13 protein-coding genes and 1 pseudogene are annotated in these 19,245 nt (G+C 70.8%); 5 read left to right on the plus strand and 9 right to left on the minus strand.

Translation table 11 applies throughout. The features are described 5' to 3' along the window. Positions 1 to 204: 204 nt before the first annotated feature. Positions 205 to 620, plus strand: a pseudogene (locus ACGFJ2_RS08720) (YciI family protein). Further along, complete coding sequence (locus tag ACGFJ2_RS08725; RefSeq protein WP_393466219.1) at positions 620 to 1,846, plus strand: RNA polymerase sigma factor; 1,227 nt, start codon at positions 620 to 622, stop codon at positions 1,844 to 1,846. The pseudogene ACGFJ2_RS08720 and the gene ACGFJ2_RS08725 overlap by 1 nt, the downstream one beginning before the upstream one ends. A gap of 5 nt (positions 1,847 to 1,851) precedes the next feature. Here the strand turns inward: ACGFJ2_RS08725 and ACGFJ2_RS08730 are convergent, their stop codons facing one another. After that, positions 1,852 to 3,369, minus strand: coding sequence for an MFS transporter (locus ACGFJ2_RS08730; protein WP_393466222.1), 1,518 nt, complete (start codon positions 3,367 to 3,369; stop codon positions 1,852 to 1,854). Between the two features lie 59 nt (positions 3,370 to 3,428). On the opposite strand from ACGFJ2_RS08730, the gene ACGFJ2_RS08735 reads away from it, so the two are divergent. Further along, a complete protein-coding gene (locus tag ACGFJ2_RS08735) occupies positions 3,429 to 6,629 on the plus strand; it encodes a BTAD domain-containing putative transcriptional regulator (protein ID WP_393466225.1) in 3,201 nt (1,066 codons plus the stop codon). 38 nt (positions 6,630 to 6,667) lie between these two features. Here the strand turns inward: ACGFJ2_RS08735 and ACGFJ2_RS08740 are convergent, their stop codons facing one another. Both ACGFJ2_RS08740 and ACGFJ2_RS08745 read right to left on the minus strand, forming a co-directional pair. Further along, positions 6,668 to 7,831 carry a sensor histidine kinase gene (locus ACGFJ2_RS08740; protein ID WP_393466228.1) on the minus strand — a complete coding sequence of 388 codons (1,164 nt, stop codon included), beginning with the start codon at positions 7,829 to 7,831 and terminating at the stop codon, positions 6,668 to 6,670. A gap of 70 nt (positions 7,832 to 7,901) precedes the next feature. Then, a complete protein-coding gene (locus tag ACGFJ2_RS08745; protein WP_393466231.1) occupies positions 7,902 to 8,936 on the minus strand; it encodes an alpha/beta hydrolase-fold protein in 1,035 nt (344 codons plus the stop codon). A gap of 131 nt (positions 8,937 to 9,067) precedes the next feature. Here ACGFJ2_RS08745 and ACGFJ2_RS08750 point away from each other — a divergent pair, with 131 nt between their 5' ends. Beyond that, positions 9,068 to 9,763, plus strand: a complete 696-nt coding sequence (locus ACGFJ2_RS08750) for a helix-turn-helix domain-containing protein (protein WP_357942262.1) — start codon at positions 9,068 to 9,070, stop codon at positions 9,761 to 9,763. 222 nt (positions 9,764 to 9,985) lie between these two features. Continuing rightward, complete coding sequence (locus ACGFJ2_RS08755) at positions 9,986 to 11,092, plus strand: serine hydrolase domain-containing protein (protein ID WP_357942264.1); 1,107 nt, start codon at positions 9,986 to 9,988, stop codon at positions 11,090 to 11,092. Positions 11,093 to 11,108: 16 nt separating this feature from the next. Here ACGFJ2_RS08755 and ACGFJ2_RS08760 read toward each other — a convergent pair whose 3' ends face one another. The 6 genes from ACGFJ2_RS08760 to ACGFJ2_RS08785 form a co-directional block, all read right to left on the minus strand. Further along, a complete protein-coding gene (locus tag ACGFJ2_RS08760; protein WP_393466236.1) occupies positions 11,109 to 11,864 on the minus strand; it encodes a hypothetical protein in 756 nt (251 codons plus the stop codon). A gap of 16 nt (positions 11,865 to 11,880) precedes the next feature. Next, entirely contained in the window at positions 11,881 to 13,572 is a 1,692-nt protein-coding gene (locus ACGFJ2_RS08765) for an ABC transporter ATP-binding protein (RefSeq protein ID WP_393466239.1), read from the minus strand. Further along, complete coding sequence (locus ACGFJ2_RS08770; RefSeq protein ID WP_357942271.1) at positions 13,569 to 14,420, minus strand: ABC transporter permease; 852 nt, start codon at positions 14,418 to 14,420, stop codon at positions 13,569 to 13,571. The genes ACGFJ2_RS08765 and ACGFJ2_RS08770 overlap by 4 nt, the downstream gene beginning before the upstream one ends. Further along, positions 14,417 to 15,376: an ABC transporter permease gene (locus tag ACGFJ2_RS08775; protein ID WP_357942274.1), complete on the minus strand. Its 960-nt coding sequence runs from the start codon at positions 15,374 to 15,376 to the stop codon at positions 14,417 to 14,419. The genes ACGFJ2_RS08770 and ACGFJ2_RS08775 overlap by 4 nt, the downstream gene beginning before the upstream one ends. Next, positions 15,373 to 16,992, minus strand: a complete 1,620-nt coding sequence (locus ACGFJ2_RS08780) for an ABC transporter substrate-binding protein (RefSeq protein ID WP_393466243.1) — start codon at positions 16,990 to 16,992, stop codon at positions 15,373 to 15,375. The genes ACGFJ2_RS08775 and ACGFJ2_RS08780 overlap by 4 nt, the downstream gene beginning before the upstream one ends. A gap of 346 nt (positions 16,993 to 17,338) precedes the next feature. Then, positions 17,339 to 19,057, minus strand: a complete 1,719-nt coding sequence (locus tag ACGFJ2_RS08785; RefSeq protein ID WP_393466246.1) for a VanW family protein — start codon at positions 19,055 to 19,057, stop codon at positions 17,339 to 17,341. Between the last annotated feature and the right edge of the window lie 188 nt (positions 19,058 to 19,245).

Genomic DNA, 19,245 nt, shown 5'->3' on the forward strand with positions numbered 1-19,245 from the left:
ATCAGCATGGCAAGCTTTCTGATCAGCATGGCGTCCGCGCGTCAGCCACCGCTCAGGGGCCGATCTGACGGGCGAAACGCGGGTTGGCGGGATCGGCCGCGTCGCGGCGAGAGATTTCTCCGGGGCCGTGTCGATCCGCGGGCAGCTCGTTCGACATGTGGGTGTGAGGGCCGAGAGGCGGCCCCGCCGGATGAGGAGAACGCGATGTCGAAGTACATGCTGATCATGCGGGGCACCGATGAGTCGAACGCGGCCATGATGGCCGACATCGACGAGATGATGGCCACGACCCGCCAGTTCATCGAGGAGATGGTCAAGGCCGGCGTTCTCCTCGCGGCGGAAGGGCTGGATGATCCGGCCCGGGGCGTCGTGGTCGACTTCAGCGGCCAGGCCCCGGTGGTCACGGACGGGCCTTACGGAGAGACCAAGGAACTGTTCGGGGGCTACTTCCTGCTCGATGTCGCCTCGAAAGAGGAGGCGATCGAGTGGGCCAAGCGGGTCCCGGCGGCCCCCGGGTCCAAGATCGAGGTCCGGCGGGTGGCCGGGAGCGACGAGGTCCCGCAGGTCGACCGGTGATCGTCAAGGACTGGGCCGGGCGCGAGAGCAACGGCCAGATCTGATGGGTGCGGCTGATGTCGAGGCCGTCTGGCGGATCGAGTCGGCGCGGATCGTCGCCGCGCTGACCCGGTTCACCGGCGATTTCGGGCTGGCAGAGGACGCGGCCCAGGAGGCGGTGGCCGAGGCGCTGGTGTCGTGGCCGCTCGCCTCTCCGGCGAATCCGGCCGGCTGGCTGATGGCCACGGCCCGGCGGCGGGCGATCGACGCGATCCGCCGCCGGACCGCCCTGCAGGACCGATACGCCCTGCTGGCGGCCGACCTGGCGGCCGACTCGGCGGTTGACGAAGACATCGATCCCGACAAGATCGATGACGACGTGCTGGCGTTGATGTTCGTCAGCTGTCACCCGGTGCTCTCCCCGGAGGCTCGGGTGGCGCTGACCCTGCGTGTGGTCGGCGGCCTGTCCAGCGAGGAGATCGCCCGCGCGTTCCTCGTACCCGTGCCGACCGTGCAGGCCCGCATCACCCGGGGCAAGAAGACGATCGCGGCGGCCGGGGTGCCGTTCGAGCTGCCGCCGGCCGCCGAGCGCCGGGAACGGCTGGGCGGCGTGCTCAGCGTCCTCTACGTGATCTTCACCGAGGGGTCGACGGCCACGTCGGGGGACCGGCTGCTGCGCCCCGAGGTCGCCTACGAGGCGATTCGGCTGGCCCGCACGCTGGCCGCGCTGCAGCCGGACGAACCGGAGGTGCATGGCCTGCTGGCGTTGTGCGAGCTGACGGCCGCGCGTTTCCCGGCCCGGACCGGGCCGGACGGTTCACCGATCCTGCTGGAGGATCAGGATCGGCGGCTGTGGGACTTCTCGGCGATCCGCCGTGGGCTGGCCGCGCTGGCCAAGGCATCGACGCGCGGCCTCGGCCCCTACGGCCTGCAGGCCGCGATCGCCGCCACCCACGCGTCGGCGCCCTCGGTCGAGGCGACCGACTGGGACCGGATCGTGGTGCTCTACGAGGCACTCGGCCGGGTCGCGCCCTCGCCGGTGGTCGAACTCAACCGGGCCGTCGCCGTGGCCATGGCCTCGGGCCCGGCGCAAGCCCTGGCCATCGTGGACGAGCTGATCGCCTCGGACCGGCTTCCCGGTTCGCATCTGGTCCCGACCGTACGCGGCGAGCTGCTGGCCCGGCTCGGACGGCGACCGGAAGCGCGCGCCGAGCTGGAGCTGGCCGCCCGGCTGTGCGCCAACCAGCGCGAACGCTCAGTGCTGCTGCGCAAGGCGGCCGAGCTGGGCTGAGGGCGTCATGCGGCGGCGAGTGCCTCCGAGTTGTCCGCCTGCGCGGCGCGGTCGTGGTGGCGGAGCACGGCGATCGTGACGGCGGCGAGGACGAGGAAGACCACCACGCCGACCGCCGCCACCGCGTTGAGCCCGGTGGTGAAGGCGTCCCTGGCGACCTCCAGTACGCCGGGCAGATCCTTGGCGACCGTCACCGCCGCGGTGATGCTCTCGCGGGCACCCTCCACCGGCAGCGTGTCCGGCAGCTGGTTGCGATAGACGGCGGTACCGAGGCTGCCCAGCACGGCCACGCCCACGGCCACCCCGAACTCGCCGGAGGTCTCGCCGAGCGCCGCCGCCGATCCGGCCTTCTCCACCGGGGCGGCCGTCATGATCAGGCCGTTGCCCGCGCCCATCGGCACCGCGATCCCGGCGGAGGCGAGGATCAGGCCGACCACGACCAGCCACGTACCGCCGACGCTGGGCACCTGGGTGTGCACGAACAGCCCCACAGCGCCGACCACCAGCCCACCCGCCATCGCGTACGCCGTCCCGAACCGGCGGGCGAGGACCGGGGCGAGCGTCAGCGCGGCGATCATCACGATGTTCTGCGGCACCAGCCACAGCCCGGCGCTCAGGGGCGACAGCCCGGCGACCGTCTGCAGGTACGTCGTGGACATCAGCGTGGTGCCCGCCATGACCACGCCGCCGAGCAGCATGATCCCGAGGGTGGCGGCGAACGCGCGGTTGCCGAACAGGCGCAGGTCGAGCAGCGGGCTGGCCAGACGGCGCTGGCGGCGGACGAACACCACGCCGACACCCACACCGATCACGACCGCGGCGACGGCCACGGGGTTGACGCCGTTCCTGGCGGCGTCCTTGAGCCCGTAGATGAACGGCAGGATGGCGGTCAGCGACAGCGCGACGCTGGCCGGGTCGAGCCGCCCGGCGGCCGGGTCGCGATACTCGGGCAGCAGCGCCCGCCCGGTGGCCAGCAGCAGCACCATGAACGGCACGCCGAGCAGGAACGCCGAGCCCCACCAGAAGTGCTCCAGCAGCAGACCGCCCACCAGGGGACCGAGCGCCATGCCGACCATGAAGCAGCTGAACCAGATCCCGATCGCGGCACCCATCTGCTTCGGATCCCGGAACATGTTGCGCAGCAACGCCATCGACGACGGCATCAAGGTGGCCCCCGCGACGCCCAGCAGAGCCCGGGTGGCGATGAGCATCTCGGCGCTGACCGAGAAGGCGGCCAGCACGGACGCGGCGCCGAAGCAGGCGGCGCCGATCATCAGGAGCCGGCGGCGGCCGATCCTGTCGCCCAGTGTTCCCATCGTGACCAGGAACCCGGCCAGCATGAACGAATAGATGTCCAGGATCCACAGCTGCTGCGGCGCGCTCGCGCCCAGACCGGCGCTCAGCCGCGGCAGCGCCAGGTAGAGGACGCTCCCGTCAAGGGAGAGAAGCAGGGCCACCGAGGCCAGGACGCCCAGCCCGAGCCATTCCCGTCGTCCGGCGAGGTCGTTCATCGTGTTTCCCATGCCTTCACGGTGCTGGAGCGGCCTTCAGATCCACTTCTCGTCCGCTTAAGGTGGCCCTTATGCGCTTTGGGGTGCTCGGGCCGCTGGCCGTATGGACCGACCAGGGGGAGCCCGTCACGATCCCCGGGCTGAAGGTCCGCGCGCTACTCGCCGACCTGCTGGTGGACGAGGGCCGGCCGGTGTCGACCGACCGGCTCGTGGACGACCTGTGGGCGGGCGAACCGCCGGCCAAGTCCGCGGGCGCGCTCCAGGTGCGGGTCTCGCAGCTGCGGCGCGCGCTGGAGGAGGCCGAGCCCGGCGGGAAGAACCTGATCATCTCGCGCGCGCCCGGCTACCTGCTCAAGGCCGCCGAGGGTACGGTCGACGCCGCGCGGTTCGCCGACCTGCTGGCCCGCGCCGAGACGGCCGAGAGCCCGCGGACCAGGGCGGAGCTGCTGTCCGACGCGCTGGCGCTGTGGCGCGGCCCGGCGTTCGCCGACTTCGCCGACGAGGAGTACACCAGGTCCGCGATCCTCCGGCTGGAGGAGCAGCGGCTGTCCGCCCTGGAACAGCAGGCCGAGGCGCGGCTGGAGCTGGGCGAGCACGGCCTGCTCGTGGGTGAGCTCGGTGACCTGGTGGCCCGCAATCCGCTGAGGGAGCGGCTGCGGGCCGTACACATGCGGGCCCTGTACCGCGCGGGACGGCAGAGCGAGGCGCTGGCCAGCTACGCCGACCTGCGCGAACGGCTGGCCGAGGAGCTCGGCCTCGATCCCGGGCCCGAGCTGGCCGCGCTGCACCAGGCCATACTCGGCCAGGACCCGGCGCTGAGCAGCCCGGCCGACCGGCCCGTCACGAACCTGCCCGCCTCGCTCAGCGACCTGATCGGCCGGGACGGCGCGCTGGCCGAGGTCCGTACCCTGCTGGAGAGCAACCGGCTCGTCACCCTGACCGGCAGCGGCGGCGTCGGCAAGACCCGGCTGGCCCTGGAGACCGCCACCCGGCTCGCCGACGCGTATGCGGACGGCGCGTGGCTGGTCGAGCTGGCCCCCCTCGACCGGGGGACGCGCTCACCGGACCCCGACGGGCGGGCGGAGGCGGCGGAGCTCGACATCCGGGCGGTGGCGGAGACCGTCGCGGCGGCGCTCGACATCCGGGAAGAGTCCGACGGGACGCCCCTGGTCGACCGGCTGGCCGACGCGCTGCGCTCCCGGCGGCTCCTGCTCGTCCTCGACAACTGCGAGCACGTGATCGAGCGGGTCGCCGAGCTGACCGGCCGGTTGCTGCGGGCCGCCCCCGGGCTGCGCGTGCTGGCCACCAGCCGGGAACCGCTTGCGGTGGCCGGTGAGGTGCTGTGGAGCGTGCCGCCGCTGGACGTACCGGCCGGCGCCGACCCCGATGAGGTGGCGCGGTCCGAGGCGGCCCAGCTGTTCGTGGCGCGGGCCGCCGCCTCCGCACGCGGCTTCACCCTCGACGAGGGGAACGCCGGGGCGGTCGCGCAGCTCTGCCGGCGGCTCGACGGCATCCCGCTGGCTCTGGAGCTGGCCGCGACGCGGGTACGCGCGCTCGGCGTGCACGGGGTGGTGGCCAGGCTCGACGACCGGTTCCGGCTGCTCGCCTCCGGGCAGCGCGGCGCGCCGCCGCGTCAGCAGACGCTGATGGCGGTGATCGACTGGAGCTGGCAGCTGCTCACCGAGCCAGAACGCGCCGTCCTGCGCCGCCTGGCCGTCCACGCCGACGGCTGCACGTTGGAGGCCGCGGAGGAGACCTGCGCGGAGGACGGGCTCGACGTGCTCGACCTGCTCGCGCGGCTGGTCGACCGCTCGCTGGTGGTCGTGGCCGACGGTACGGGGGGCATGCGGTATCGGCTGCTGGAGTCGGTGGCCGAGTACTGCCTGGAGCGGTTGTCGGAGGCGGGTGAGCTGGATCGGGTACGACAGGCGCACTCGGCCTATTACACGGCGCTGGCCGTACAGGCTGAGCCGTTTCTCTACGGGCACGCCCAGCGGGAGTGGCTGCTGCGGCTGGACGCGGAGGCCACGAACATGCGGGCGGCGCTCGACGCGGCCGCGGCGGCGGGGGACGCGGCCGGTGCGCTGACGCTGGTGAACGCGCTGGCCTGGTACTGGGTGCTGCGCGGCCGGTTGGCCGAGGGGCGCCGGTCCCTGGAGTCGGCCCAGGCCATCGCGGACGACGGTGCTGTTTCGGAGGCTCGGGCCAGGGCGGGGGCGTGGCGGGCCGGGTTCGCCGTCATGCTGGGGGAGGACGTCGACTGGCGGTCCGCCGTGGATCAGGTGGCGGATCCGGGCGTACGGGCCAGGGCCGAGTGGTTCATCGGCTCGTCGGCGCTCGACATGGTGACCGGGCAGGAATTGGTGACGAGCGCGCTGGCGACGTTCCGGACCATGGGCGATGAGTGGGGGATCGCCGCGGCCCTGAGCTGCCGGGCGCGGGACGCCTTCACGCGACGGGACTTCGTGGCCCTCGAACGCGACGGTGAGGAGAGCGCGCGGCTGTTCCGGCAGCTCGGCGACCGGTGGGGAGTGCTCCAGGCCACGGAGTGGCTCGGCGGGCTGGCCGAGATGGGGGGCGACGCGGAGCGGGCCAGGCGGCTGTTCGCCGACGGGCTGCGGATGGCGGAGGACCTCGGGCTCTGGCCGGAGGTGGCCGGGCGCACCGCGTGGCTGGGCTGGATGGAGCTGGGGGCGGGCGACTTCGAGCGGGCCATGGAGCTGTGCGGGCGGGCCCTGCACATCGCCTCCGGACAGGGCCATCGAGAGACCACGATCATGGCCGAGATGGGGCTCGCCTATGCCGAGCGCCGGGCCGGCCACCTCGACCTGGCGGAGCAGCGCCTGAACCATCTGCTCGAAGGGATCGCCAGGGGTCCCGGCGTCGAGCCCGCCCTGCACCTGCCGGACACTCTCGTCGAGCTCGGCTTCCTCATCGAGCGGCGGGGCGACGTCGCGACCGCCAGGGACCTGCACCTGGAGGCGCTCACGGCGGCGCAGCGCATCGGCGACCCGCGCTCGGCGACGTGGGCCGTGGAGGGCCTGGCCTCCGCCGTGGCCGCCGGAGGCGCCCATGAACGGGCCGCCCGGTTGCTGGGGCTGGCGGCGGGCGTCCGCGAGCACAACCAGACGCCTGCCGCGCCGTCGGAGGCGGCTGAGGTCACGCGGGTCACCGAGGTGGTCGTGGAAGCGTTGGGGGAGGCGGCGTTCGGCATCGCGTACGAGCAGGGCGGCAGGCTGAAACTCGAGGACGCGGCCGACCTGAGCCCGTAAGGCCTGTGCGGCTGTCAAGCCCAGCGCCCGGATCGCGCTCAGCGCAGGCCCATCGGGATCCGGGCCCGAACCGTGAATCCGCCGCCGGACCGTACCCCGGCGCTCAGCTCACCACCGACCACACTGACGCGCTCCCGTAACCCGACCAGCCCCCGCCCGCCACCACGGCCCAGTCCGGGGCGGCTGGGTCCGTCCGTGGTGATCTCCACGTCCATCCACTTCTCGCCATGGCGTACATGGACAAGCGTGCGCTCGCCCGCGGCGTGCTTCACCGCGTTGGTGAGCGCCTCCTGGACGACCCGGTAGGCGGCCACCTCCGCGGCCTTCTCCATGGCGCCCGGCTTTCCGTCCTCGACCAGTTCCACCGGCTGCCCGGCGCCCCGGGTCCGCGCCACCAGATCGGGCAGCCGGCTCACCGACGGCTCGCGGCCTTCTCCGTCCGCGTCCGGCGTACCGTCCAGGGCGCCGAGCAGGTAGCGCAGGTCGGTCAGCGCATGGCGGCCGGTCTCGCTGATCGCCTCCAGGCCGGTCGTGACCCGCTCGGGCTGCCCGGCCAGGAACCGCGCCGCGTCGGCCTGGACCACCATCGCCGTCACGTGGTGGGTGACCACGTCGTGCAGCTCCCGCGCGATCCGGGCGCGCTCCGCCGCGACGACCGCCGCCTCGGCCAGCCGTACCCGCTCCGCCTCGGCGGCGCTCCGCTCCCGTACGACGACACCCGTGGCCCAGCACGCCACCAGGAACAGCAGGAAGGTCGTGTAGTCCAGCGGACGTTCCGGCGACCCCAGCTCGTGCAGGGCGACAGCGAGCCCCACGTACGCCACCACCGCGACCACGGCCACCGCGAGCGACCGACGCCGCAGGTGGGCGCCCACGCTGTACAACGCGACGATCAGCCCGAGCGCCGCGAACGCCGTGGGATAGCGCAGCAGCTGAAACGCTATGAACGCCCCGCCGACCACCGCCAGACACCAGACGGGCCACCGCCGCCGCATGGCCAACGGCAGGCTCTGCGCCAGGATCAGCAGCACTCCCACCGCGTCCAGCGGCAGGTCCGGCAGGTCCGCCAGATCGACGCCCTGATGAGCGATCCCGGGCACGAACGACAACCCGGCCAGCGTCCCCGCCAGCACGACATCGGTCCGCCGACTCCACGGCGTCGTCATCGCCATCAGCCGGAAAGAGGCCGTCAGTCGAGACACGCCCGCCAGCCTAACGGGACCCCGTCCGCCCTCTGACGCTGTCGCCGACCTCAGGGCGAGAAGTGGGGCCTCAGGGCGAGAGGCGGCGGCTCAGCCAGGCCAGGGCGAGCGGGTAGCGATACTCGATGGCGCCGTGCCCGGCGTCGAAGAGCTCGAAGTAGATCCGCTCATCGGGCACCCCCGCCACCTCCAGCGCCCGCCGGAACGCCGTGGCCCCGAAGTCCAGGAAGTACTCGTCCCTGTTGCCGGCATCCACCCAGATCGCCCGCATCGACCGCAGCGCCTCGGCGTACTCGGGCCGCGCCGCCATGAGCACCGGGTCGCGGGCCAGCCAACGCTCCCACACCTCGGGTATGACGGCGCCCGTGTCGTCGAACGGCAGGCGGACCGTGCCGTCCTCATCGGCCGAGTACGCCGCCGCGTAGGCGTACATCTCCAGCAGTTCGAGGTCGCCTTCCCTGGTCCCGGCGATCCTGCTCCGGAAGTCGGACAGGAACTTGTCGTACGAACCGCCGTACATGTCGCGTAGCCGCCGCGCGACGACCGGCAGCGCGGACCGGAAACTGACCTCGAACAGCGAGTCGCCCGCATGGGTGGCGAGCGCCCCGAACACGTCCGGCCGCAGCATGGCGGTGACCATCGCCCCGCCGCCCCCGCTGGACTTGCCGGTGACCGCGCGGTGGTCGCGGCCGGCCAGCGTACGGTAGTGGGCGTCCACCCACGGCACGACCTCGTCGCACAGGTAGGAGTGGTAGCGGCCGGTCGCGGGCGAGTCGAGATACTGGCTGCCGCCCAGCGAGGTCCACGCGTCGACGTAGACGACGATCGCGGGCGGCACGTCACCGGCCGAGAACACGCCGTCGGCCAGTTCCGGGTACGTACGGCGGAACGGCGTCCGGTTGAACCACATGGCGACGTGTCCGGTGTAGCCCTGCAGCACGTAGATGGCCGGGTAACGCCGGTCGGGCTGGTCGTCGTACCCCGGGGGGACGTACACGTACAGAGGCCGCTCATGCGGATCCCCAAGGGGGTTGCCGCGCAGCAGCACGCTGTCGATGACGTTGTGGTCAAGGCGGCCGGCCAGCTCGTCGGACCAGGGCAGCATGGGCTTCCTCTCCTTGGCCGGCGTCAGCCGACCGAGATGTCGATCCCCGATGGCACTTGGAGATCAGCCTGCCACCTCCGCTTTGCCGTTGCGCGGACGTCCGGGGCACCGGAGGTCGCTAGGCTTCCTCCGTGGACAGCGCAGAACTGAAGGACCGGGTACGCGAGCTGCGAGCCGAAGGCCGGTCTCCCAAGGAGATCGCCCGCACGCTGGGGGTGTCGCCGTCGGTGGTGGCCCCGCTCGTCCGGGCCGTGGCGGCCGAGGGCAGCGCGGCGGCGACGGGGGAGCCCGAGGTGGCCGGCTGCTGGATCAACGTCGGCTGGAGCAACGGCCTCACCGTCGACCCCGCCCGAGGCTGGATCGACGAGAAGCCGGATGCCGACGGGCTGGACGGCAAGGTGTGCGTGCTGGTGGCCAGGCGGCACAAGTGGGACCGGATGACGGTCTGCGGCTACCTCGCCGACGTCTACTGCACGGGCGTCAAGGACCTGATCGGGCCGGACGTCATCGACGACCGGCAGCTCAGCAGGTTCCGCGAGTACTTCTTCAGCGATTACGCGGGCTGGCAGGAGGCGCCGATCGAGCTGGCTCAGCATCTCGTCTTCGGCTCGGTCGACTATGCCCGCACGCTGGGCCTGGAGCCGTTCGTGACCTTCGACTCGGCCTCCCACGTCCTGGGCACCTGGGAGGGCGGTCCGTCGGCGATCACTTTCGGCCGCGACGGAAAGCCGTTCTACGTCCCGGGCGAGAACGACGAGTCCGGCAAGATCGTCAGAATCCTGGAGCGCAAAGTAGGCCCGGCGGGCTTCGACACTTCCGTTGAGTGATCCGGTGGTCTGGAGAGCCGACCCGGCGTGCTGACTCTGGCCTCGCCCAGCCGCCGCTGAACAGCCGCGGTTGGAAAGCCCCCTCCCTCGTGGAGGGGGCTTTCTTCTATCTAGTTGTTCTCGGTGTCCGCTCGTAACAAGGGCCTGCCCCAGGAACTTCGCAGATGCTCATGTTCTCCATATACCCTCCATAGGTATATTCGAGAGAGAAGTCGGACAGGGGTGAGCGAAGCGGTGCAGGTCGCAGGATTCGTTGCGGACGGGTACGACAGGGTGCGCGAGGTCTTCCAGGACTTGGTGCGCGACGGCCGGGAGACAGGAGCCGGAGTGTCGGTCTGGCGGGACGGTCGCGAGGTCGTCCGGCTGAGCGGGGGCTGGGCCGACGCTGTTCAGGGCCGTCCATGGCGCGCCGACACCCTGGTGCAGCCGTACTCCCTGTCGAAGTCGTTCGTGACGCTCGCCGCTCTGGTGGCGGTGCGTGATGGCGCGCTGGTCCTGGACGAGCCGGTATCCCGGTATTGGCCGGAGTACGGGGTCAGCGGTAAGGAGCGCACCACGTTGCGTCAGGTGCTCACGCACCGGTCGGGGCAGCCTCGGTTCCCGGCCGAAGCCGCAGGCCTGGACCTGCTGGACGACGCGGGGCTGCGGGAAAGCCTGGCGAGGGCGGCGCCGGAGTACGTCCCCGGGACGTCGCTCGGAGAGCATGCGCTGACCTACGGACATCTCGTGGACGGCATCCTGCGCGCCGGCGCCGGGACCACGCTAGGGGAGGTGTTCAACGAGAGGGTGCGGCCCGCGTTGGGGCTGGACGCCTGGTTCGGGGTGCCGGATGACGCGCTGGAGCGCGTCGCCGACCTGGAGTACGCCGACCCGGAATGGCCCAGCCAGTTGCACGCGGCGCCGTGGCTGCAGATCCCCGACGGGACCCTGGACGTCGAGCGGGCGAACTCACGATCGTGGCGGCAGGCGGTGTTCGGCGCTGTCAACCTGCACACCACCGCGACCGCCATGGCCAAGTTCTTCGCCGAGCTGACCAGCGCGGACGGCCCCGTATGCGCGCTGCTCGGGCCGCGGTTGCACGCCGACCTCCTGGCTTCCCAGGTCACCGACTTCGATGAGGTCTTCGGCACCAGGATCACCTGGACGTTGGGGTTCGTACGAGACCGCGGCAAGATCGCCAAGGGCGGGATCGGCGGTTCGGCCGCTTGGTGGTCGCTCAAGCACGGGCACGGCTGTGCCTACCTGACGCGACGACTGGATGATCATTCCCGCGCCGCCGCGATCGCCGCGGCGCTGGACGACGACCTGACCGTGGTAGGCGAGGACTGACCAGGCCCTCGCTTCCCTAGTGCGGGACGACGCCCTCGACCAGAACCCGCCGATAGTTGGCGATGCGCTGGTCCACGCTGTCCAGGCAGCAGCTGGAGCACTTCGTCTCCTCCATGGAGGTGTAGTACAGGCAGCACGTGTCGCGCAGATAGAACAGTCCCTTCCGGTCGTCTGCCGTCAGCCGGACGACCTTGCCCAGGCGGTCGAGGTCGATGGTGGACGCGGCCGAGAAGGTCTTGTAGGCGCTCTCCAGCTGATCGACGTTCCCGCCGCGTCTGCTGGCGATGCAGAAGGCCGCCGCGCAGCCATGCGCCACGCCGCCATGAAGCTGCCGGAGTCCGGCTCGGGTACGAACCCGCATGGCCTGCGCGAGCGGCAGAAGATGGTCGTCCAGGACCCATTCCACCAGGGTGGTCACGGGGGCTTCCGCGACCCGGGGCTCGCGCAGCCCGACTGCCTCGAAGCCGTGGTGGGGAGACAGCCGGATGGCGACGTTCCCGGGACGCATGTCGATCACCACGCCCTCGACGGCCCAGGCCAGCACCGCGGCCGCCGTCACGGTGCCGGCGTACACCGCCATGACCGTGAGCGCGGTCGCGTGATCGGAAACCTGGCCGCTCGCCCGGCGCTCGGCTTCGAGAATCCGGCCCAGCTCCGCCGACCGCGGATCCAGCAGCCGGTCACAGGCGATCCAGTCCTCTCCTGGCGCGAGCCCCTGTTCGAGCCGGAAACGTTCGCCGAAGGACTCCAGTCGCGTGAAGACGTCTGTCACTTGCCGTCCTTGTCTTTCATGTCTGAGCCGCTTCGAGCAACTGCACGGTGTACGGGTGGGAAGGGGTGCGGGAGACGTCCTCCGAGGCGCCGTCCTCGACGACGGTGCCGTTGCGCAGCACGACGATCCGGTCACAGGACTGCACCGCCTCACCGAGGTCATGGGTGACGAACAGGACCGCCAAGCCGCGGTCCGTGGCCAGAGCGCGCAGCGTGGTGGCGATGCCTGCTCGGGTGGAGACGTCCAGCATCGAGGTGGCTTCGTCGGCGATGAGGAGGATGGGGTCGGCGGCGAGTGCTCGCGCGATGGAAACGCGTTGCCGCTGTCCGCCCGACAGCTGACCTGGGAAGCGTTGGAGGAACTCGGAGGTTTCCGGCAGTCCAGCAGCGGTGATGGCGTCCCGCACCCGTTGTTCCCCTTTTACACCGGCCAGTACGAGCGGTTCGGCTACGAGGCTCGCGACCCGCATGCCGGGATGGAGCGCGTCGTACGGGTCCTGGTGCACGAAGCCGATCCGCCGCTGGAGACGGCGCAGCGCCCGGCCGCGCCGTGCTGTCAGGTCTTCGCCGGAGATCTCGACCTGGCCCTCGGAGGGGTGGAGCAGGCCGAGGATGATCCTGGCCAGGGTGCTCTTGCCGGATCCGCTCTCGCCGACCAAGCCGACGATCTCCCCGGCGTGGATGTCGAGGTCCACGCCGCGCAGCGCTTCCACGGTTCTTGAACGGGTCCTGTACGCGTGCCGGACCTGGTTGACGCGCACCACCGGCGGTCCCTGGGCATGCTCGGCCCGCGGTACCACCGGATAGGCCGCTTCGTCCGGGTGATGGCAGGCGACCTGGGCCTCGCCGTGCGGACGAAGGTGCGGTTGTTCCGAGGTGCAGCGGTCGGTGGCGAGCGGGCAGCGCGGGGCGAACCTGCAGCCGTCCGGCAGCAGGTCGAGCGCGGGTGCCGAGCCGGGGATGCTGCCCCACGGCACCTGCCGGTCGGCGACCGGTGTGGCGGTGAGCAGGCCGGTGGTGTACGGGTGGGCATGCTCGCGGGACAGCGTGCCGGCGGAGCGGACCTCGGCCAGCCGTCCCGCGTACATCACCGCGGCCCGGTCCGCGTACGGCATGAGCCCGGCCAGGTCGTGCGACACGATCAGCGTGCTGATGCCGAGCCCGGACAACAGCGCGAGGACCTGCCGCTGGGTGATCGCGTCCAGCCCGGTGGTGGGCTCGTCGGCGATCAGCAGGCGGGGCTCGCCGGCCAGGGCCAGCGCGATCGCGACCCGCTGCCGCTGCCCGCCGGACAGTTCGTGTGGGTAGCGGCGCAGCATGCCGTGCTTGAGACCGACGCGTTCGAGCAGGTCACCGGGCTGCGCCTGGCCGCCGTGCAAGGTGAGCATCTCGGTGAGCTGTGCTTCGATCCGGTGGACGGGGCTCAGGCCGGTCATCGCGCCCTGTGGCACGATCGCCACTTGGCTGCCGCGTATGCCTCGCCAGTCGACGCGGCCGGTCAGCTCGTGCTCGCCGTCGAGCAGGGCGGAGCCGGTCACCGTGGCGGTGCGGGGGAGCAGCCCGAGGAGCGCGCGGACGAGCGAGGTCTTGCCGCAGCCGCTCTCGCCCACCAGCGCCACGATCTCGCTGTCCGCGACGTCGAGGTTGATCCCGTCCACCGCGGTCAGGCCGCCGTAGCCGACTGTGAGCTCCTTCAGCGCCAGGGTCATCGGGCGGCCTCTCTCAGCGCGGGGTTGAGACGTTCCTCGACGGCGGTGCCGATGAGGGCGAGGGCGAGAACGGTGAGCGAGATCGCGGCGCCGGGCGGGAGCGCCCACCACAGCCACGCGTCCGACAGGAACACGCCGTTGGTCTGTACCCAGTACAGCGTGGTGCCCCAGCTCGGCGCCGTCGGGTCGCCGAGCCCGAGGAAGGACAGGGTGGCGTCGTAGATGACGGCCCGCATCGCCGTACGCACGAAAACGGGGATGAGCAGCGGGCCGATCAGGTAGGAGCCGTGCCGCAGGAGGAGCCACCAGCGCGGCGCTCCCATGGCGCGGGCCACCTCCAGATGTCCTCGTGACCACGCCGTCAGTACGGCGGCGCGCAGCACCCTGGCGGGGACCGGCCAGAGAATCAGCGCCAAGATCGCCACCCGCATGCCGAACGACTGGCCGAGGAAGGCCGCCGCGAGGATGTAGAGGATCAGCTCGGGCAGCACCAGCATGATGTCGGTGCCGCGCATCAGCGTGGCCGACAGCCAACGTGGCCCGATCCCGGCGGCGCCGCCGACCAGCGCGGCGAGCAGTGTGGTGGCCGCGGCGACGATGAACGCCAGGCTCAACGAGGTGCCCGCGCCCACGATGAGCTGGTCGAGCAGGTTCCTGCCCAGGTCGTCCGTGCCCAAGAGCAGCCCGCCCCCGGGAGGGGCGTACGGCTCCGCGACTCGGGCCCGGCCCGCGTCGTCGGGAAGGGTCGTCCCGAACAGGGCGACCCCGAGGACGACCGTGAGGATCCCTGCTCCGATCAGGCCCTGGACTCCGAGTAGCCGGCGGCGTGGTGCGCGTAGGAACATCATCGGCGGGCCCGGGGGTCGAGGAACGGGTACGTGGCGTCGGCCAGCGCGTTCATGAGCACGACCAGCAGCGTCAGTACCAGGAACGCGCCCTGCATCAGCGGGTAGTCACGGGCCGAGATCGCGCCGAACGTCAGCCGCCCGAGCCCGGGATAGGCGAAGACCGTCTCCACCACGATCGAGCCCGCGGCCAGGAAGCCGATCTCCATCATGAGAATCGTGTGCACGGGAAGCAGCGCCGGACGCAGCGCGTGCCGCCGGACGAGCCGCCCGTACGGTACGCCCCGGGCCTGCGCGTGCTGGATGGGCTCGCTGGTCAGCACGGTCAGCAGAGAAGAGCGGGTGTACAGGAACAGGTAACCGAGGCCGGTCAGCGTCAGCGTACTGACCGGCAGGATCAGGTGCAGCAGCACACCCTGGACGGTCACACCCTCGATTCCCGACACGCCGAAGGTCGGCAGCCACTGGAGCCGCACCCCGAACAGGACGATGAGCAACATGCCCAGCCAGAACTGGGGGAGCGAGTCCAGCACGATCGCGGTGCTCAGCAGGCCGGAGCCCTTGCCTTCGCGCCTGCGCAGCCCGCCCACCACACCGAGGGTGACCCCGAGCAGCGCGGTCACCACGGTGCTGGTGCCGACCAGCAGCAGCGTCCAGGGGAGCGCCTCACCGAGCGCTTCGGTGACCGGGCGGCCGTCGGACAGCGAGGTGCCCAGGTTGAGGGTGAAGACGCCGGTGAGGTAGTCGAGGAACTGTTCGGGCAGGGGCTTGCCGAAGCCGTACTGGGTGGCGAGCTGGGCGCGTTCGTCGGCGGTGAGCCGGGCCAGCGCCTCAGGGCTGCCGAACAGCTTCAGCGGCCCGCCGGGCAGGGCCCGAGGCAGCGCGAAGTTGAGCGTGAGCGCCACCCCGAGCACCGCCGCGTACTCGCCGAACCGGCCTGCCGTGTATCTCCAGCTCATGAGAGCTGGAAATCGACGAGCGAGAACTTGTTGAGCGCCGCGGAGCCGTTCTGCCACGTCCAGCCGCTGTAGACGTCCTTGCGGAAGGCGTAGGCGCCATTGCGGTAGTACAGCGTGAGGAACGGCAGCTGCTCCGCGATCTGGGCCTGAAGCTGCTTGGCCGCCGCCGTCCTGCCCTCCATGGTGGGGGCCGAGGTCAGCGTCCGGATGATCTCGTCCACCTTGTCGTTCTTGAACCCGACCACGTTGAGCGAGCCGTCCTCCGGATCGGAGGCGAGGAGCTGGGCGATCGATCCGCTGCTCAGCATGACCGGCGCGGACCAGCCCCACATCGACATGTCATAGTTGCGGCCCTTGCTCACGTCGTAGTCGGGCCACACCTTGGCGTCCAGGGAGTCGGGGTCGAGCGCGGTCACCTTCACCGCGACGCCCACCGCCTTGAGCATGTCCCGGATCAGCTCCGCGCTGCGCAGCCGGTCGGTGGAGGTGCTCTGGACCAGCAGCTCGTACGACATCGGCTTGCCGCCGAGCACCCGGATCCCGTCGGCGCCCGGCCTGGCGCCCAGGGCGTCGAGCTCCCGTTTGGCCGCCTCGACGTCGTAGAGGGGAGCGAGCTGATCGGGCTTGACGGGCGAATCCGCGTGGATGAAGCCGGGGTTGCCGGGCGTGCCCTGACCCAGCAGCGCGGTTTTGACCAGGTCGGTCACGTCGATCGCCTTGGCCAGCGCGCGGCGTACCTCGGGCTTGTCGAACGGAGCCCGGCCGGTGTTGAAGGCCAGCAGTGTAGAGGCGAACTCGGTGCCCTTCACCACGCCGATGTTCGGCTGCTTCTCCAGTGCGGAGAGCTGCTGCGGCGGGACGATCCTGGTGGACATGTGCACTTCACCGGTCCGCAGGGCGGCGAACTGCGTTGACTCCTCCGGAATGACCACGATCTTCACGGTGTCGGCCTTCGCCTTGCCCATGGGGTACGAGGTGTTGGCCGTCAGGGTGTAGCCGCGGGCGTTGTCATACTTGGTCAGCTTGTACGGACCCGTGCCGATCGCCTTGTCGGTCCCGGCCTCGCTGACCTTCGCCACCGATGACCACACGTGTTCGGGCAGGATCGCCATGTCGGCCAGGATCCGCCGCGGGAACTCGGGGTCGGGCGCTTTGAGCGTCATCGTGACCGTGTCGCCGGACACGGTCACGTTGTCGATCGGGCGTAGGTCGATCGAGGAGTCGCCCTCCATGTGCTTCTTGTAGAAGTCGACGCTGAACGCGACGTCTTCGGCGGTCAGCGGTTTGCCGTCGTGCCAGGTGACGCCCTGGCGGAGTGGCATCGTGAACACCTTGTTGTCGGTGGTCCGCAGCTCCTTGGCCAGCAGCGGCGTCACCCCGTCACCTTGGACGACGACCAGCGTGTCGAAGAGCAGCTTCACCAGGTTGTTGCCCGGGTAGCCGGTCTGGTTGGTGAACGGGGTCAAGGTGCCTTCGTCGGACGAGATGGCGATGGTGAGGCTCTTCGCCGCTGCCGGGGCCTTTCCGCCGGCGGGTGGCGCGGTGCCGGCGCCGCAGCCGGCCAGCGCCGTCAGCGCTGCTGCCGTAGCGATCAGACTCAGAAAGCGGCGATGCACAGAAACCTCCGGGGGGTATGAGAGGTCGAGACGTCCTCGGTGTCAGGGGCGGGGTTTCAGGTGACTCTATAGGCATTTTCCGTAGATACAAGTGCCAGTTCGGTTAACACCACAATTCCCCGCAGGGGAGCTGTTCAGTCGGCTGAGCTGCGTATATGGTGGACTGATCGCCCATGTGGCCGCCCTGCCGGGCGGCTTTCCTGGGTGGCGACTATCCCGCATGGGCAGGCATCTACGAAGTTTCGTCGTAGATTGCCGTGTGAGACTGTGGCGGGAAGGAGGGTCAGGCGGTCGAGGGGGGCGACGGGACGGCAACCAAGCCGTGCACGTGGTCCGAGAGCCTGGCTCACTTGCATGTCAAACGCGGCTCGGCGGCGTAGACGGTGTGGAACTTCTGCCTGCGCACTTCCTTGCCGTCTTTCTTGAAGATGCGCCAGACATCGATCGCGAAGCCCTCCGCGCCGCCCATGGGAATGCAGTCCTTGCCGGAGTCGGTGAGGGAGGGGGCGGTCTTGACGTCGTAGCGGGCCGAACTCTGGGCGGTGACGTCGTAGCGTTTGGTGCTCCAGAAGTCCACGGTGATCGACGTGCTCGTGTAGGAGGTCTTGATCAGCACGCCGTACGGGGAGTCGTTGCGCCAGCGGAAGTCCGGCTGCGGATAGGAGACGGTGGACTCGCGGCCGGCCGGATAGCGGGAGATGTAGTACTGGTGCGCCATATGCTGCACGTCCTGGAATCCGCCGAAGAACACGGCGTTGAACATCGTGGTGGCGAACTGCGACACCCCGCCGCCGACGTCGTTGACGAACCGGTTGTTCAGGATCATCGGCGCCTCGACGAAGCCGCGCGCCTTGTCGCGCTTGCCGACCAGGCCGTTGAGCGAGAACGTCTCGCCGGGCATGACGACATGGCCGTCCACAATGTCGGCGATGCGGTGGATATTGGTCACTCGTGGCGCGCAACACGGGTGGCGGGTGGTGAAGGTGCTGACCTTCTTCTCGACCCCCAGCTTCCTGGCCTGCTCGGTGGTCAACCGGGGCTGCGCCTCGGCCACCGGTACCTTCACCTCACGCTGGCCGGCCGCCAGGGCGGCGGAGACGGCCCCGCCGAAAGCCTTCGCGTCGATGCCTCGGCCGGGACGGGCGGGGAGGACGCGCGGCTTGCCCTTCACGATCTTGAAGGAGGCGTCTTGGGGCTGATGGCTGGCCGGGACGAGTTGTTTCTGCAAGTCAGGGAGGAGCTCTCCGCTGCGGAAAGAGGGGCGCAAGCCGCCTTGGCCGTCGGAGACGAAGCGAAGCCCGGCGGCCAACTGGGCGCGGGTCAGGCTCGCTTTCCTGTCGCCGTTGACCAAGGTCAGCGGACTGGCGACCGCCGTGGTGGCCATGGAGCCCGCGACGCGACGCACCTCGGCCGACGAGATCCGGGGCGGTAGCGTGCGGAGGGGCAGCGCGACCGTAGCGCGGTTTCCCAGGAAGGCCTCGCGGAGCAGCCGTGCGGCGGCGTCGCGGTCGAGGGCGCGGCCCGACTTGGCGGGGATCACCTGCGGTTCGAGGCCCTGGTAGCGCACGCCGCCCTCGCGAGGCTTGCGGTCGATTGTCTTGGCCAGAACGGCGAGTCGGGTGGTGAGGCGGGATTCGTCGGCCGTGATCCGTGGCTGGAGCTCTCTGTCTTCGCCGAACAACGACCGGACGACTCCGGCCGGGCTGCCCGCGCCGGCCAGCGCCGCCTCGAGTGTCGCCGGGATGTCGAACCCCAGCCCGAGCTCGGCGGGGGTGAGCCGTGTCGTCTTGCCTGCCACGGACAGCGCCATCGGCCGGGTGGCCCGCTTGCCGAGCTCACGCTCCAGCCGGGCGCGAGCGTCCGCCTCCGGCAGGCCGCCGACGTCCACGCCGCCGATGCTGCTGCCGGACGGCACCTGGCCCCCCAAGGCGATCGCGGGAACGGCATACGCCGCAGCCAGGACGGCGACCGCTGCGACCACGACGAGTATCCAGCGACGTCGGCGCCTTCCCGCGCGGCCGCTCCTGGGCGCCACCTGCTGCGCCAGAGCGGCACGCGGGCTCATCGCAAGGCCCCGCGAGATCGTGGATCGACATGGCACATGGCGCGAAGTCTAACTGCCCTACTAGCGCAAGCCGTAGATAGTTAGGAAGCCTGCCACTCGACGACCCGTTTGTTCCGTCGTGGCGCTTGCTCCGAAAACCATGCTGCCTCCCGACCCGCTGATGGACCCTCCGGGAAGGTTGGTGGGGC

The sequence above is a fragment of the Nonomuraea sp. NPDC049028 genome (assembly GCF_043197735.1).
Lineage (GTDB): Bacteria > Actinomycetota > Actinomycetes > Streptosporangiales > Streptosporangiaceae > Nonomuraea.

Coding starts and splice junctions, on each gene's coding strand:
- ACGFJ2_RS08765 (WP_393466239.1), bottom strand. CDS start 13,572: ATGACCCTGGCGCTGAAGGAGCTCACAGTCGGCTACGGCGGCCTGACC.
- ACGFJ2_RS08725 (WP_393466219.1), top strand. CDS start 620: ATGGGTGCGGCTGATGTCGAGGCCGTCTGGCGGATCGAGTCGGCGCGG.
- ACGFJ2_RS08735 (WP_393466225.1), top strand. CDS start 3,429: ATGCGCTTTGGGGTGCTCGGGCCGCTGGCCGTATGGACCGACCAGGGG.
- ACGFJ2_RS08770 (WP_357942271.1), bottom strand. CDS start 14,420: ATGATGTTCCTACGCGCACCACGCCGCCGGCTACTCGGAGTCCAGGGC.
- ACGFJ2_RS08775 (WP_357942274.1), bottom strand. CDS start 15,376: ATGAGCTGGAGATACACGGCAGGCCGGTTCGGCGAGTACGCGGCGGTG.
- ACGFJ2_RS08730 (WP_393466222.1), bottom strand. CDS start 3,369: ATGGGAAACACGATGAACGACCTCGCCGGACGACGGGAATGGCTCGGG.
- ACGFJ2_RS08745 (WP_393466231.1), bottom strand. CDS start 8,936: ATGCTGCCCTGGTCCGACGAGCTGGCCGGCCGCCTTGACCACAACGTC.
- ACGFJ2_RS08785 (WP_393466246.1), bottom strand. CDS start 19,057: ATGAGCCCGCGTGCCGCTCTGGCGCAGCAGGTGGCGCCCAGGAGCGGC.